Origin of the sequence: Coleofasciculus sp. C1-SOL-03, assembly GCF_040220555.1 — a bacterium.
In the GTDB taxonomy this organism is placed as follows: Bacteria; Cyanobacteriota; Cyanobacteriia; order Cyanobacteriales; family Coleofasciculaceae; genus Coleofasciculus.
In genome coordinates this window covers 1-13967 of record NZ_JAVJUO010000229.1, presented here as the reverse complement: position 1 = coordinate 13967, position 13967 = coordinate 1, and the positions used below count along the sequence as shown (strand labels likewise).

Sequence of the window (13967 nt, the reverse complement as noted above, 5' to 3'; positions counted from 1 at the left end):
CATCTAATTGAATGGATTAGGCTTGCGTGCATAAATTGTAGGGGCGTGTAGGGGCGCAAGGCTTGCGCCCAATTTAGCGTATCCGGCGATTCCATCCTCCCCATAAGCATAGATTTCATCTCGCACCGCCATCGGCACAACAATCTCAGCACTCAGAACCTGCAAAAACTCAAGATACCCACCCTTACTCAAAAAAATCAGTGGCGAAGTATTAATTACCGTCAAGCTAGGCACGCTCTAACTCCTGCTCCAAATCATCAAAATCTACCTGAAAAACATCAATTTTATGCCGAGCCAAAACTTCCAGAAAATCCCGACGATTTAACCCAGCTATCTGCGCCGCTTTCTCCTGAGACACTTCCCCCTGCTGATACCAAAAAATCGCCGCTGCCAAACGCATCTCCTCCCCAAACTCCTGGGGAGACTTACGTCGTGCCGACAATATTTCCTCAGAAAAATTTAGAATAATTTGAACCATTTTATTGGACTCTTGGTATTTTTAATTCTCCCCTTATTGTAGAGTAGTGATGCACCCGACAGGATTAGCGATCACCTGCGGTAGGTTTCGGGACTGCGCTATAGGATGAGGATCGCGCTACAATAACCCTGATATCCAATGGTTGAAGTCAAAATGGAAGTTTTTCAACTGACAACTACTGTCAATTCCTCCGGTCATTTAGTCCTTGATATTCCCACACAACTCTCTCCAGGACCCGTGAATATTGTGCTGGTACTCAGTTCATCTGTTGCATCTAAAGTGCCAAACCAGAACTATGATTTTTCTGATTTGGCAGGGCGACTGAATTGGCGAGGAGATGCAGTAGCCATGGAAAGGGCTTTACGAGATGAGTGGTAATCGCTATATGCTGGATACGAATGCTATCGTTGCTTTGTTACAAGGCAATCTCCAATTGGTTCAATTACTCCAGAATGCTAGTTGGATTGGTATTTCGATTATTAGCCAGATTGAGTTTCTGGTGTTTTCTGGACTAACTGAAGCTGATCGCCAGCTTTTTCAACAGCTTGTTCAACGAGTGGAGGTTGTGGGTTTACCAGCAGGTGATACAACCTTGATTGAGAAGATTATCGAAATTCGTCAGCAATATCACTTGAAATTACCCGATGCCACAATTGCAGCGATCGCAATCCAAAATGGAGCAAGTTTGGTAACGGCTGATCAGGAGTTCTCGAAAGTCACGCAGTTGACAGTAACCACTTGGTAGTGAGTCATTGCTGGCTCTAAAACTCGATCTAGGTTACTCAATTGCTCGATCAGTTACCAATTAATAGAGATGGTGCGTTCCCATCCAGATGTTTGGTTTTAGATCAGGGGTTGAATTCAGGAATGCACCCTATAAGATTAGCTAGTCAGATTTCTGCTGTTGATCGGGAAATTTACACTTTACTTCAATTTCAAAATGACCCTCGGCTGAACTTTGAGTAATAAAAGGAACCCCAGCCTGACCAGCTAGTTTAATCCCAAATTTGATCGTCACTTCTTCAATTTGAGCATCGGTAAAATTTTTAAATGCTCCCAGCGCAAATTTGGTGTAGCCGCGAATCCTTTGGTGAACTTTTTGAATGTCAACTTTTGGTTTTAGCGCACGGGTTCCTGGTTCATCTTCGTCTAATTCTTCTGGAAGTTCAGTGTCTATTTTTGATTCAATAAACAATTCGTATTCGTGATCGTCCTCTCTAACAAGCAGGCGTTCTATGTCTGACATGAGTAGCCTCGGTGAGTTTATAATTGCTATCTTAGTAAAGATATTCTACACCCTCTAACTATCAGGTTTGGCAAGATGGCTCGATACGCATTGGTGATTGGTATTGCCAATTACAATAACTTTAGCAATTTAGAGAAAGCAGTCGTTGATGCCGAAGCGATCGCGCAGCGTTTAGAACGCCATGGAAACTTCCAGGAGGTAAAGCGTCTACCTCGTAAGTGGCTGAACGATGAAAACCGCTGGGCGGTAGCTAGTGACAAGAGGCTCAAAGGGAAGGAACTGGGTGATGAACTGAGAACCTTTCTCTTAGAGCAAGCCGTTAAAAATGAAGCTGTAGTCTATTTTGCAGGGCATGGCTTCCCGGTGTCAAGTTGTCTGGGAGTAGCGGAGGGATATTTGGCAACCTCCGATTGTACCGAAGATGGGCGCAATGCCATTTTATTACGGCATCTAAATGCGTTAATTGCTCAATCTGACCTCAGTAGTCTAGTCATACTCCTAGATTGCTGTTATGCTGGCACGTTACTAGAAAAGCAGCTACTACAGCCCACCTTGACGGCTTTTAATACGAAGCGAGATTATTACCTAATTACAGCCTGTCGAGGGTTTGAAAAAGCCTATGAAGGTGAAGACCACGGTTATTTTACCAGAGCGATTATCAAAGGACTATCTGTAGAGAATGCGGATGAAAAGGGCAAAGTTAGTGGCGATCGCTTATTTGATTTTATTGCCTCAGAACTTAAGGGTAGTGGGCAAGAACCAATTCGTCTGGGATGGGGACGTTCTATTACTCTAGTCCAGTATCCGCACAAACAGACAACTAGAGTAATTGATGAAACTTGTCCTTATCAGGGTTTAAAAGCTTTTGACAAAGATCAGGCGCAGTTCTTTTTTGGGCGAGAGAAGGTTGTTCAACAATTGATAGAAAAGCTGGTACAAGCAAATTTTGTGCCAATTATTGGGGCGTCTGGGAGTGGAAAATCATCAGTAGTTAGGGCAGGATTGATTCCTCAGTTAGAGAAAAACGGTTGGCGAGTCTTAGAACCAATTTTACCAGGAATTGAGCCGTTAGCTGAATTGAAACGGGCTTTAATAACGCTATTTGAGCGTTCAAATTTTCGGGAGATTTACTCTTTGATCGAGACAGAGGGTTTACGTCCAGTTATTGAAAAGTTACCGAATGAGGAACGTTTTTTGCTGGTAATCGACCAATTTGAGGAAGTATTCACAGTCTGTTTCAAAGAGAAAGAAAGACACCAGTTTATTGAATTACTCACTCAGGTCACGGAAATTCCTGATTCGCCCTTGGCAATTGTAACCACGATGCGAGCAGATTTTCTGGAACCCTGTTTGTATTATGAATCACTGACTCACCTGATTCAACACAAAGCCTTATATATGCCTCCATTGGTGGGTGCAGAATTAGAGGAAGGGATCGCGACACCTGCCAATCTCCAAGGTTATCAGTTGGAAACAGGACTCTTGGGAGCTATTCTACAAGATGTCGGTCAAGAAAAGGGTTGTTTACCTCTATTACAGTTTGCGCTAACAGAACTTTGGCAGCAGCGAGACCGAGAAAGTCATAAATTAACATTAACCAATTATAACGAACTTGGTGGAGTAATTGGGGCGCTCAATCGTCATGCCCATACCTTGTATAAAGACTTTACAGAACAAGAACAAGAATGGGTTAAGCAAATTTTTCTCAAGCTAGTGCGAACGGGGGTACAAGAGAAGGATACACGGCAAAGACAGCAAAAAGCCAAACTACTCGCGATCGCCGGAGATAACCAGACTCACCAAAATACTATTACCAAAGTCCTTGATAAGTTGGTTGATGGACGGTTGTTAGTCACAAATCGAGACGAAGAAGATTGGGTGGACTTAGCTCACGAAGCCTTGATGGATGGATGGGAAACTTTTGCTCAATGGCGACAAGAAAATCGTGAACTAAGGCGATTGATTGACAGAATGGAAGATGCTTATCAAGAATGGAAAAAGCATCCAAGCGATCAAAATTTAATTATGGGTGGCTTGCTCGTTCAAGTGCGGCAAAAATGGCAATACCTAAAATTGAATTTAGATGATGAACTGGTGTCATTTTACAAGATTAGTATTTTTCATGAACAAGATAGAATTAGTACTGTAGAAGGATTGAGAACTGAATCAAAGTTGCGAGAAAAAGCAACTAAGGTTTCTAACTTACTGCCGCTAAAACCTCTAGAGGGTTTGTTACTGGCAATTGGATCAATGGGTTTTAATTTGAACAAATTGCCACAACAGATTCTCACTCCAGTTCTGTCCAACCTCAGTCAAGCAATGGAACTAAGCCGAGTCCCAATTCTTTGCCACGGGCATGAAAATTTCATTTTGTCAGTTGCTTTTAGTCCAAATGGTCAGATGATTGCCACTAGCGGCGTAGACAAGACCGTGCGCCTGTGGGATTTACAGGGTCAACCTATTGGTCAACCCTTTCAAGGACACGAGGCTGCCATCCATTCAGTCGCTTTTAGTCCAGATGGGCAAACAATCGTTAGTGGAGGTGAGGACAAAACCATCCGCTTGTGGAATCTACAGGGTAAACCTATTGGTCAACCCTTTCAAGGACACGAGGATTCCATCCATTCAGTCGCTTTTAGTCCAGATGGGCAAACAATTGTTAGTGGAGGTGAAGACAAAACCATCCGCTTGTGGAATTTACAGGGTCAACCTATTGGTCAACCCTTTCAAGGACATGATAGTTCCGTCTATTCAGTCGCGTTCAGCCCAGATGGGAACATGATTGCGAGTGGCAGTTGGGATAAGACAGTGCGCTTGTGGAATTTACAGGGGCAACCTATTGGTCAACCCTTTCAAGGACATAAGACTTCTGTTAGATCAGTAACCTTTAGTCCAGATGGGAACATAATTGCGAGTGGCAGTGGGGATAATACAGTGCGTTTGTGGAATTTACAGGGGCAACCTATTGGTCAACCTTTCCAAGGACATGAGAATAATGTTATGTCTGTAGCCTTTAGTCCAGATGGGCAAATCATTGCCAGTGGCAGTTGGGATAAGACAGTGCGTTTGTGGAATTTACAAGGGCAACCTATTGGTCAACCTTTCCAAGGACATAACGATTCCGTTAGTTCAGTTGCCTTTAGTCCAGATGGACAGATGATAGCTAGTACCAGTGGCAGTTGGGACAAGATAGTATACCTGTGGGACTTACGGAGTCACCTCATCGGTCAATCGTTCCGGGGACATGAGGGTGCTGTTAATTCAGTAGCTTTTAACCCCAATGGGCAAATGATTGTTAGTGGCGGTGAGGATAAAACCTTACGTCTATGGGATTTACAGGGCAATTTAATTAGCACACCCTTTCAGGGACATGAGAATAATGTTACGTCTGTAGCCGTTAGCCCAGACGGTCAAATGATAATTAGTGGTAGTTGGGATGGGACAATACGTTTGTGGGACTTACAAGGTAACCTGATGAATCCACCATTTCGGGGACATACAGATTCTGTTTGGTCTGTAGCCTTTAGCCCTAATGGTCAAATGATAGTTAGTGGCAGTAGAGATTGGACAGTGCGCTTATGGGATTTGCAGGGTAACCCAATTAGCCAATCCTTAAAAGGACATCCACATTCTGTGAGATCTGTAGCCGTTAGCCCAGATGGTCAGATCATTGCTAGTGGTAGTTGGGATAAAACAATTCAGTTATGGAATTTACAATGTGAGCCAATTAATAAAGGATTTAAATTTAGAGGACATCAGTCTTCTGTATTCTGTGTTGCTTTTAGCCCAAATGGTCAAACCATTGTTAGTGGTAGTCGGGATAGGACAGTGCGCTTGTGGGACGTACAGGGCAATCCCATTAGTCAACCTTTCCAAGGACATGAGTTTCCTGTGACTTCCGTTGCTTTTCATCCAGATGGTCAATCGATCGTTAGTGGTAGTGAGGATGGAACAGTACGTTTGTGGGACTTGCAAGGCAACCCCATTGGTAAACCATTCCAAAAGCATGAGGGGGCGGTGAAGTCAGTTGCTTTTAGTCCAGATGGTCAAATGATTGTTAGTGGTAGTAGCGATGGCATAATATGTTTATGGCGTGGTCATTGGCGGGCGTGGTTAAACGTTTGCTGCGATCGCCTCCGCTATCATCCTGCCTTCCAAAACCCTCAAACTGAAGTAGACAATCAAGCCTACGAAACCTGTCGTCAGTATGTTTGGGATACCTAAATTTCTTTAACTTTGTTAAGTATCATCAAGTAAAAATCAGAGCCGTTATTTGAAGATTGACAGCAAACAGAAGATTTAGAGACGTTGCATGCAACGTCTCTACAGTATTGCCACAACGAACTACCTACTTGACCCCAGACGCTTTCTTCGGCTTATAGGTAGAAGCAACGTGCAACTCCTTCAACTGCTTCTCTCCCACCTGGGCGGGTGCTTCTGTTAACAAACAACTGGCTTGTTGTGTCTTGGGAAACGCAATCACATCCCGAATTGATTCTTCCCTGGCTAACAACATAACCAACCGATCCAACCCATAAGCAATTCCCCCATGAGGAGGGGCGCCATAATCAAACGCTTCTAGCAAGAAACCAAACTTATTTTGAGCCTCTTCTGGCGACAATCCAATTGCCTCAAATACCCGTTTCTGAATATCAGGTTGGTACATCCGCAAACTACCGCCGCCGACTTCATAGCCGTTATACACTAAATCATACGCTTGCGCCCTTGCCGTTTTCAGATCATCGATATCATCGGGGTGCGGTGCGGTAAAGGGGTGATGAATTGCCTCTAAGCGCTTCTCATCCGCATTCCATTCAAACATCGGATAATCTGTCACCCAGAGTAAATTAATTTTTGTCGGGTTAATCAGTCCCAACTCTTGACCCAATACCTGGCGCAGGCGATCCAAGGTTTTATTCACTACATCGGTAGCCCCCGCACCAAACAGCAGTAAATGACCGGGTTTTGCCCCTGTTATCTCTAGCAGTTTCTGTTTCTGTTCCTCAGTGAGATTATCTTTAATCGCCCCAATCGTATCGATTTCCCAGTTGTCTCGCACCCGAATATAAGCTAAACCCTTAGCACCTGCTGCAGCGGCTTCGTTAAATAAGTCACCACTCTTACCGGGTTTAATTCGCACGTTGGATATTTTGTCGTTACCGCCAGGAATGGGCAGAACTTTCACCTTACCCCCAGCCGCCACTGCACCGGAAAAGACTTTAAATCCTGAATCTTTCAGTAATTCCGAGACATCCACTAATTCCAAGCCAAAGCGGGTATCGGGTTTATCCGTACCGTAGCGTTCCATGACTTCGGCGTAGGTGAAACGGGGAAAAGGGCGGGGAATGTCTATCCCTTTTACTGTTTTAAAGATATGACAGACCAAGCCTTCATTAAGCTGGAGAATCTCATCCTGGGACATGAAACTCATTTCCATGTCCAACTGGGTAAACTCTGGTTGACGATCTGCCCTTAAGTCTTCATCCCGGAAGCAACGGGCAATCTGATAGTAACGGTCTAATCCGGAGACCATTAACAATTGCTTGAATAATTGCGGTGATTGTGGTAGAGCATACCATTGTCCGGGATTTACGCGAGACGGTACTAGATAGTCTCTCGCCCCTTCCGGTGTGGAACGGGTTAACATTGGGGTTTCCACCTCAATGAAGTGTTGCTCATCTTCTAAATACCGACGAATCGCCTTAATCACCTGATGGCGCAATTCTATATTTTGGCGCATACGATCGCGGCGAATATCCAAGTACCGATATTTGAGCCGCAAGTCTTCCCGCACGGGTTCGGCGTCGGCGGTGGACACCTGAAACGGTAACTGCTTCCGCACCGTATTCAACGGGTTAATCTGATCGGCATACACTTCCACTTCACCCGTGGATAAATTCGGGTTGAGCGAATCATCGGGACGCCGACTCACACGCCCAGTAATTTGTACCACATATTCATTCCGCACAGCTTCTGCATTCTGATAAGAATCCGGCGTGCGCTGAGGATCACTAACAATCTGCACAATACCCGTGCGATCGCGCAAATCTAAAAATATCACCCCCCCGTGGTCGCGTCGCCGATCTACCCAACCACAGAGGGTAACGGTTTCACCAACATGGTTACTTTGCAATTCGCCGCAATAATGAGTCCGCATAGCCGATGAAAAAATAAGTGCTTTGACAGGAAGGAACGTCTAAGGTAACAGAATGTGAACGCTTTGCCCATTATCCTGCATTCGGCGGTCATTGTCTTTGCCTTCCCACCAACTTCATCGTCTCTGGATAGAGGAAGATGGCGATCGCACCACAGATCCTAAGCAAACTCTACCGATCGGAGGGCGATCGCTGTTTGTAAAGTTTGGTAAACCTAGGAGTAGAGATATTTTGTTGTACTAGAGGAAAGAAACTATATGGCTTCTACTCAACCGACTGGTGTAAACCCAGCCCGCTCTGAGGAGACGAAAAACATAACCCAAGCATTTGAGGGATTGGGTACAGATGACAAACTAGCGTTACTTTACTACATCTACGAAAAAATGGGTGATTCGATCACACCAGCAGCACCCACGGCGGCTGATGCGGAAATCTCCCCCCAACTACTGCGAGACTTCTACAACCTTTCCGATGATCAGCAGCTAACCGCGATGCGGGAAATCGTCAATTGTCAGGATACACAAGTATCACGGGCGTATGGGGCATTGAGTGAAAATAACCAATTGTTAGTCTGGTACGCTTGGGCGCAAGGCATGGGTGATACGGTTGTCGATATGCCCTTAGATTACAAAGCCCAGTCAGAGGTGAATTCGATTCTATCCCAAATCGAAAATCTAGATTTCGAGGGACAAATCTCTCTACTGCGCCAAGTTGCTGGTGATATGGGTTACAGTATCGTTGAACCCGTTCCTAGCCAGGAAGAAACCGGAAAAACCCCCAGTTTATAGAGTCTCAAGGGATTGGGGAAGTAGGGGCTTGGTTACCAAGCCCCTATCCGATTGATCGAAAAGTCCGTGATAAGTTCGATGGTGAGATAGAGTTGGATACTTGGATAATGGATGGATTTAGTGGTATTCATACCCTTTGACTGTCTCACCAGCTCAAACCCGGACTTATCGAGGATGATGACAATGACCATTAACACGGCGAAGATTGAGAGCATCTTACAAAATTTTGTCACTGGCACCAGTGAGGTTCAGGGAGCAGCTCTCGTGTCTCCCGATGGGCTACCTCTAGCTTCTAGCTTGCCTAATGAGATGGACGAAGAACGAGTTTCCGCCATGTCAGCCGCGATGCTGTCGTTGGGAGAGCGGATTGGCTCAGAGTTGTCCAGAGGCTATCTTGATCGCATTTACGTCGAAGGCGATCGCGGCTACGGCATTTTAACCAATTGCGGCGAATACGCGGTATTACTCGTCTTAGCCAGCAAAGCCGCCAAGCAAGGTGTACTGTTGTTGGAAATTAAGCGTGTGATTCCAGAGTTAAAAGCGGCGCTTGATCCGATCCGGAAAATATCAGGAGCGTATGACACTCAATCACAGGTCGCTGAATAATTCATGACTCCGACAGGAACTGCCATTGCTCTCCTACCTCTATCATGGCTGTGACGAGGTGGGATACTCTCTGGAATGAGTTTGCCCAGAACGTCCTGTGGGCTTGAGTTTAAGCTCAAATCGGGATAGAGATTTAATTCCTCATATAGCTCCATCAAGTAGGTGAGGTAGGCTAAAGCGCTGCTCACAGATCCGTCTTGGCATCAAAAAAATCCTGAGAACTGACACCCTATCTTGAATCAGACAGTGTAAACTTATCCTGACTGCTGCCTTAGCGCTCTGACTGATGTTGCCAAGGTTAGGATAACACGATTACTATAGATCATAAAGATATTTATGATTTATCTAAGAAAAGTAAAAAAAGATTGACTATTCTTCAATTAGAATTGCAAACCTAAGACAATAAGTCTAAAGTCTGCCTATTTTTTGACAATTTTTTAGCAAGTAGTGAACAAGTAATGGCAATTACAAGCTGTTTGTCGGAGTTTTCTCTCCCCGAACTATTTCAATTTCTAGATCAAGGCAGCAAAACCGGATTGCTGACCTTGCGCTTTCTGACGGAAAATCAGGAGAAACGGGTACGTCATGTACTATTACACCAAGGTCGCATTGTCGCTGTGACCAATCGCTTGGATCACCAGTGCTTGCTCGCCATGATTGTCCAACGCGGGTGGATTAGCCCGGAAGTGCTGCGAGAGCAGGTGAACCGTTGTCCCGCCAATATTCCCATTGGTTTATATTTAAAGACTCAATCGTTTCTCCAGCCGGAACAACTCAGGCTGTTGTTCCACGCTCAAGTGCTACGGCAAGTCTGTGGTTTATTTCGCTTGAGGGAGGCTCGATTTAAATTTGATTCTAAAGCGACTTTGCCGACGACGGAAATGACTGGCTTAAGCCTCAGCGCCACCGAAGCTACGCTTATGGGTTTACGAGTGCTAAGAGACTGGGTATTATTAGCAGACAAACTGCCAGAACCAACCTCCGCCCTGTCTAGAGTCGTGATCGGCAAGCGTCATCTGCGCTTAGATTCCCTGGAGGGGCAAGTTTGGCAGCGATCCAATGGCTCGATTTCTCTGAATACAATGGCAACTCAGCTCAAACAGCCCATAGAAATAATTCAACAAACGGCATTTCGCCTGATTAGCGTGGGTTTAGTCCAAGAAGTCCCGATGATGACGGCGGCGTCTCGTTCTAAAGCCATGGCAGAAGATATGTTAGAGCCTGTAGCGGCTGGAACCAATCACGGCGGTAAGGAAGAGAATGGCTCGGATGTTAGTCAAGGCTTTATGCAAAACTTGCTGGGTTTCTTGAGGAGCAGCAAGTAACGGTGGAAATTATGCGTCTAGTGGTTACGGGTACAGTGGGTGCTGGCAAGTCTACCTTCATTCGCTCAGTTAGCGAGATTGCCGTGGTCGATACGGATCGCGTCTCCACCGATCAAACCACTGACATCAAGCAGAAAACAACCGTAGCGATGGACTTTGGACGCTTACAATTTGCCCCCGAAATGGCGTTGCATCTTTATGGTACGCCGGGACAAGCTCGCTTCGATTTTATGTGGGACATCTTGATTCGCAAAGCCCATGCTTATATTCTTCTGGTGGATGCTCATCGACCTAGCGATTTTCGTTCAGCCCGTAAGTTGCTAGCGTTTATGAAGCATCGGGTGGATATTCCGATGCTAATTGGCTTGACCCACAGGGATTGTGAAGGTGCTTGGTCTGAAGAAAATGTCGCGATCGCTCTAGGGTTTGTGGATGAAAAAACTCGTCCACCTTTCGTCAGCTTAAATGCGAATGAAAAAGATTCTGTTATTGATACTTTAATTGTCTTAATTGAACATTATTTAAGTTGTGTTGTTAAAACATAATCGTTTGTGAATTTTAATGGTTGATAAGCAAAATGTATAAGAAATTAAGATAGCATTATTATACTTAATTAGAAGCAATAGAAGGCAAATCTCAATTTTTGTTAGTGTGAACATCTAGTTCGCCTGTAGAAGTAGGCTAGCCAGATGTTTTCGCTGCGTGTAGGCTGCACCGCCTTTGGGACTTGGGTGGACATGATCATGCTGCAAAAATTAAGACTATTGGTTAATATGAATAATTGTTAAGCTATAATATTATTAAGAAACTATAAAATTAAGTTAATTTCCGATAAACCTTCAACACATCCTGATTGAAGTCCGCGCTGATGTTCTTTAAACTGTCCTTTTAAAACGATGGCTATTACAGGTTACTTATCTGATTTGTCTCTTCCGGAACTGTTTCACTTGATTGAACAGGGGAAAAAGACCGGGTTGCTCACATTACGCACCGCATTAGCCAGTCCATCAATTCCCTATTATGTATGGGTTCACCAAGGTCGTATTGTCGCGACGGCTAATCGCTTAGATGGTCAAGGTTTAATCGCCCTGATTGAGCAATACCAGTGGGTGAGCGATCGCGTGGTAGCCAAGCTAGTCCAATGGTGCTGTCCGACGGGAAAACCTCTGGGGTTGTGTCTCAAAAATCACGGTGTTTTACAAACCGAACATCTCAAGCAGTTATTCCAAGTTCAGGTTTTACAGCAAATCGGTACCCTGTTCCAACTCAAAGATGCTCAATTTAAATTGGAGCAGAATGCACCCCTACCCGGGCGAGAAATGACGGGGTTGAGCATACCCGCCACCGAAGCCACATTAATGGGATTACGGGTGCTGCGAAACTGGGATATCCTCGCCGATAAATTACCCGATCCCAATAGCGGTTTAATCAGTACAAAGACAGGTCAACTTCGTTCCCGATTAGATCCAGTCGAATGGCAGATTTGGGAGTACACGAAAGGGACAGTTTCGCTGAAAATGATTGCCAGGGAACTACGATTACCCCTAGAAAAAGTTCAGCAAATTGCGTTTGCTCTGATTACTGTCGGTTTAGCTGAAGAAGTGCCGTTATTCGTAGGAAATCTACCCACTCAATCCGTTGAACCCCTACCCGCGCAATTGACGGAAGAATCGGACACTAAAACGCTCAGTCAATCTTTCGTACAAAACTTTATGAGTTTTTTGCGGAACAGTAAAGCCAAACCAATATCAATTGGAACTTAATGGCGGGTTTGTCGGGGCGGGTTTCACAACTATCCTTTCGGTTTTAACTAGATTTGACTAAACCCGCCCTCCGGATTTAGGCTGACGACGCTGTTGCTACTTTTACCATTTCCTCTGGAGTCAAATGAGAATGAATAACTTCACCATCTCGAAACCAAACAATACGCTTCGTCAAACGAGCGACATCTGGTTCGTGAGTCACCATCACCACCGTAATTCCCTCCTGATTGAGTTGGCTAAATAACCCAATTACTTCAGCCGTTGTATGAGAATCCAGCGCCCCGGTTGGTTCATCTGCCAACAGTAATACGGGTTGATTCACGATCGCGCGGGCAATGGCTACCCGTTGCTGTTGTCCACCAGACAGTTGATTGGGCTTATTTAACTGGCGGTTTTCCAATCCCACTCGCTTTAAAGCACTCATGGCGCGATCGCGGCGTTCTTGGGGGGAAATTCCAGCATACACCATGGGCAACATCACATTTTCCAAGGCGGTGAGTTGGGGTAGCAGGTGAAACTGCTGAAACACAAAGCCAATCTTGACATTGCGAATCCCAGCTAATTGAGCATCATCCAGATGAGAAACATTCATACCATCTAGGTAGTAGCGTCCAGAGGTGGGTTGGTCAAGACAGCCGATAACATTCATGACAGTTGATTTTCCCGAACCCGACGCCCCCATAATTGAGCAGTATTCACCTTTATCTATGGTTAGATTTACTTGGCTGAGGGCTTTGACTTCTGTGTTACCTGTACCATAAACCTTAGAAATATTTTCTAGACGAATAATGATGGGTGGTTCCACTGCCGTTGAATGAATCGACGATGGAAAATTGATAGAATCGTGCATAAAGTCCTACGGTTAATCAACAAGACAATTGTAGGGGCGGGTTTAGGAACTCAATTATGTATTCACCGATAACTCAACAACAAAACCCGCCCTACTGATAATGAACAAAAGCCTAAATAATATTTTTGGTTTATAATCATAATATTTCATCAAAGCTATAGATAGACTGGGTAAATTCAATGCTGAAAAAACTGAGAGGTGGATTTTTAATGGGAATTGGCTATATGCTCTCCCCGTTGTCTTGGTGGAATGACTTATTTTTTAATATGCCCATTGCCTACCTTTTTGCCTATCTGTTCAGTTGGATTTTTCCTGATCTGTTCTTACCGCTCACCGCTGTTGGTTACTGGCTCTCCAATATTATAGGGATTTTAATGATGCAAATGGGGGCTACAGATATGTTGTTTGAGCAAAAGCAGCGGAATTCTAAAAAAGATTTACTCATTGGTTTTGGTACATCAACGGTTTACACCTTAGTTGTTTTAGCACTCATGTATTTCCATGTTCTCGAATCTCCTGTATTTTTGGTGAATCAGTAGGGCGGGTTTTGTTCATTTATTGGTGAGGTAGGGCGGGTTTTGTTGCTCACTTATCGGTGAGGTAGGGCGGGTTTTGTTGTTCATTTATCGGTGATTAGCTGAATTGATTCCCTAAACCCGCCCCTACAATTGTGCCTAAACCCGCCCCAACAATTGTGCCTAAACCAGCCCCTACAATTGTGCCTAAACCAGCCCCAACAATTGTGCCTAAACACGC

15 protein-coding genes are annotated in these 13967 nt (G+C 44.7%); 9 read left to right on the top strand and 6 right to left on the bottom strand.

Going from position 1 to position 13967, the window contains the following annotated elements; genetic code table 11:
• Nucleotides 1–3 precede the first annotated feature (3 nt).
• Together RIE73_RS35025 and RIE73_RS35020 are read right to left on the bottom strand one after the other, a co-directional pair.
• Nucleotides 4–234: a hypothetical protein gene (locus RIE73_RS35025; RefSeq protein ID WP_446405549.1), complete on the bottom strand. Its 231-nt coding sequence runs from the start codon at nt 232–234 to the stop codon at nt 4–6.
• Nucleotides 227–478 (bottom strand): UPF0175 family protein, encoded by a 252-nt coding sequence (locus RIE73_RS35020; protein WP_446342915.1) that lies wholly within the window; start codon nt 476–478, stop codon nt 227–229. Before RIE73_RS35020 ends, RIE73_RS35025 begins: the two co-directional genes overlap by 8 nt.
• Nucleotides 479–616: 138 nt before the next feature.
• Between RIE73_RS35020 and RIE73_RS35015 the strand changes: the two genes are divergently transcribed.
• Together RIE73_RS35015 and RIE73_RS35010 are read left to right on the top strand one after the other, a co-directional pair.
• Nucleotides 617–856 carry a hypothetical protein gene (locus tag RIE73_RS35015; protein WP_446405548.1) on the top strand — a complete coding sequence of 80 codons (240 nt, stop codon included), beginning with the start codon at nt 617–619 and terminating at the stop codon, nt 854–856.
• Complete coding sequence (locus RIE73_RS35010; protein WP_446405547.1) at nt 846–1223, top strand: type II toxin-antitoxin system VapC family toxin; 378 nt, start codon at nt 846–848, stop codon at nt 1221–1223. The genes RIE73_RS35015 and RIE73_RS35010 overlap by 11 nt, the downstream gene beginning before the upstream one ends.
• Nucleotides 1224–1364: 141 nt before the next feature.
• Here RIE73_RS35010 and RIE73_RS35005 read toward each other — a convergent pair whose 3' ends face one another.
• On the bottom strand, nt 1365–1724 hold the full coding sequence (locus RIE73_RS35005) for a CU044_2847 family protein (RefSeq protein ID WP_446405546.1): 360 nt from the start codon (nt 1722–1724) through the stop codon (nt 1365–1367).
• A gap of 75 nt (nt 1725–1799) precedes the next feature.
• Here RIE73_RS35005 and RIE73_RS35000 point away from each other — a divergent pair, with 75 nt between their 5' ends.
• On the top strand, nt 1800–5948 hold the full coding sequence (locus tag RIE73_RS35000; protein WP_446405545.1) for an nSTAND1 domain-containing NTPase: 4149 nt from the start codon (nt 1800–1802) through the stop codon (nt 5946–5948).
• A 124-nt stretch (nt 5949–6072) separates the two neighbouring features.
• Here the strand turns inward: RIE73_RS35000 and aspS are convergent, their stop codons facing one another.
• Nucleotides 6073–7881, bottom strand: coding sequence for an aspartate--tRNA ligase (gene aspS / locus RIE73_RS34995; RefSeq protein WP_446405544.1), 1809 nt, complete (start codon nt 7879–7881; stop codon nt 6073–6075).
• A gap of 255 nt (nt 7882–8136) precedes the next feature.
• On the opposite strand from aspS, the gene RIE73_RS34990 reads away from it, so the two are divergent.
• From RIE73_RS34990 to RIE73_RS34970, 5 genes are all read left to right on the top strand, one after another.
• On the top strand, nt 8137–8667 hold the full coding sequence (locus RIE73_RS34990; protein ID WP_446405543.1) for an orange carotenoid protein N-terminal domain-containing protein: 531 nt from the start codon (nt 8137–8139) through the stop codon (nt 8665–8667).
• A gap of 183 nt (nt 8668–8850) precedes the next feature.
• Entirely contained in the window at nt 8851–9273 is a 423-nt protein-coding gene (locus RIE73_RS34985; RefSeq protein WP_446405542.1) for a roadblock/LC7 domain-containing protein, read from the top strand.
• Between the two features lie 458 nt (nt 9274–9731).
• Entirely contained in the window at nt 9732–10598 is an 867-nt protein-coding gene (locus RIE73_RS34980) for a DUF4388 domain-containing protein (protein ID WP_446405541.1), read from the top strand.
• 11 nt (nt 10599–10609) lie between these two features.
• Nucleotides 10610–11143, top strand: a complete 534-nt coding sequence (locus RIE73_RS34975) for a GTP-binding protein (RefSeq protein ID WP_446405540.1) — start codon at nt 10610–10612, stop codon at nt 11141–11143.
• 351 nt (nt 11144–11494) lie between these two features.
• Nucleotides 11495–12361 carry a DUF4388 domain-containing protein gene (locus RIE73_RS34970; RefSeq protein ID WP_446405539.1) on the top strand — a complete coding sequence of 289 codons (867 nt, stop codon included), beginning with the start codon at nt 11495–11497 and terminating at the stop codon, nt 12359–12361.
• A 76-nt stretch (nt 12362–12437) separates the two neighbouring features.
• On the opposite strand, the gene RIE73_RS34965 is transcribed toward RIE73_RS34970, so the two are convergent.
• Nucleotides 12438–13211: an ABC transporter ATP-binding protein gene (locus tag RIE73_RS34965; RefSeq protein ID WP_446405538.1), complete on the bottom strand. Its 774-nt coding sequence runs from the start codon at nt 13209–13211 to the stop codon at nt 12438–12440.
• 179 nt (nt 13212–13390) lie between these two features.
• Here RIE73_RS34965 and RIE73_RS34960 point away from each other — a divergent pair, with 179 nt between their 5' ends.
• Complete coding sequence (locus RIE73_RS34960; RefSeq protein ID WP_446405537.1) at nt 13391–13750, top strand: hypothetical protein; 360 nt, start codon at nt 13391–13393, stop codon at nt 13748–13750.
• Nucleotides 13751–13844: 94 nt separating this feature from the next.
• On the opposite strand, the gene RIE73_RS34955 is transcribed toward RIE73_RS34960, so the two are convergent.
• Complete coding sequence (locus RIE73_RS34955; protein WP_446405561.1) at nt 13845–13952, bottom strand: hypothetical protein; 108 nt, start codon at nt 13950–13952, stop codon at nt 13845–13847.
• Between the last annotated feature and the right edge of the window lie 15 nt (nt 13953–13967).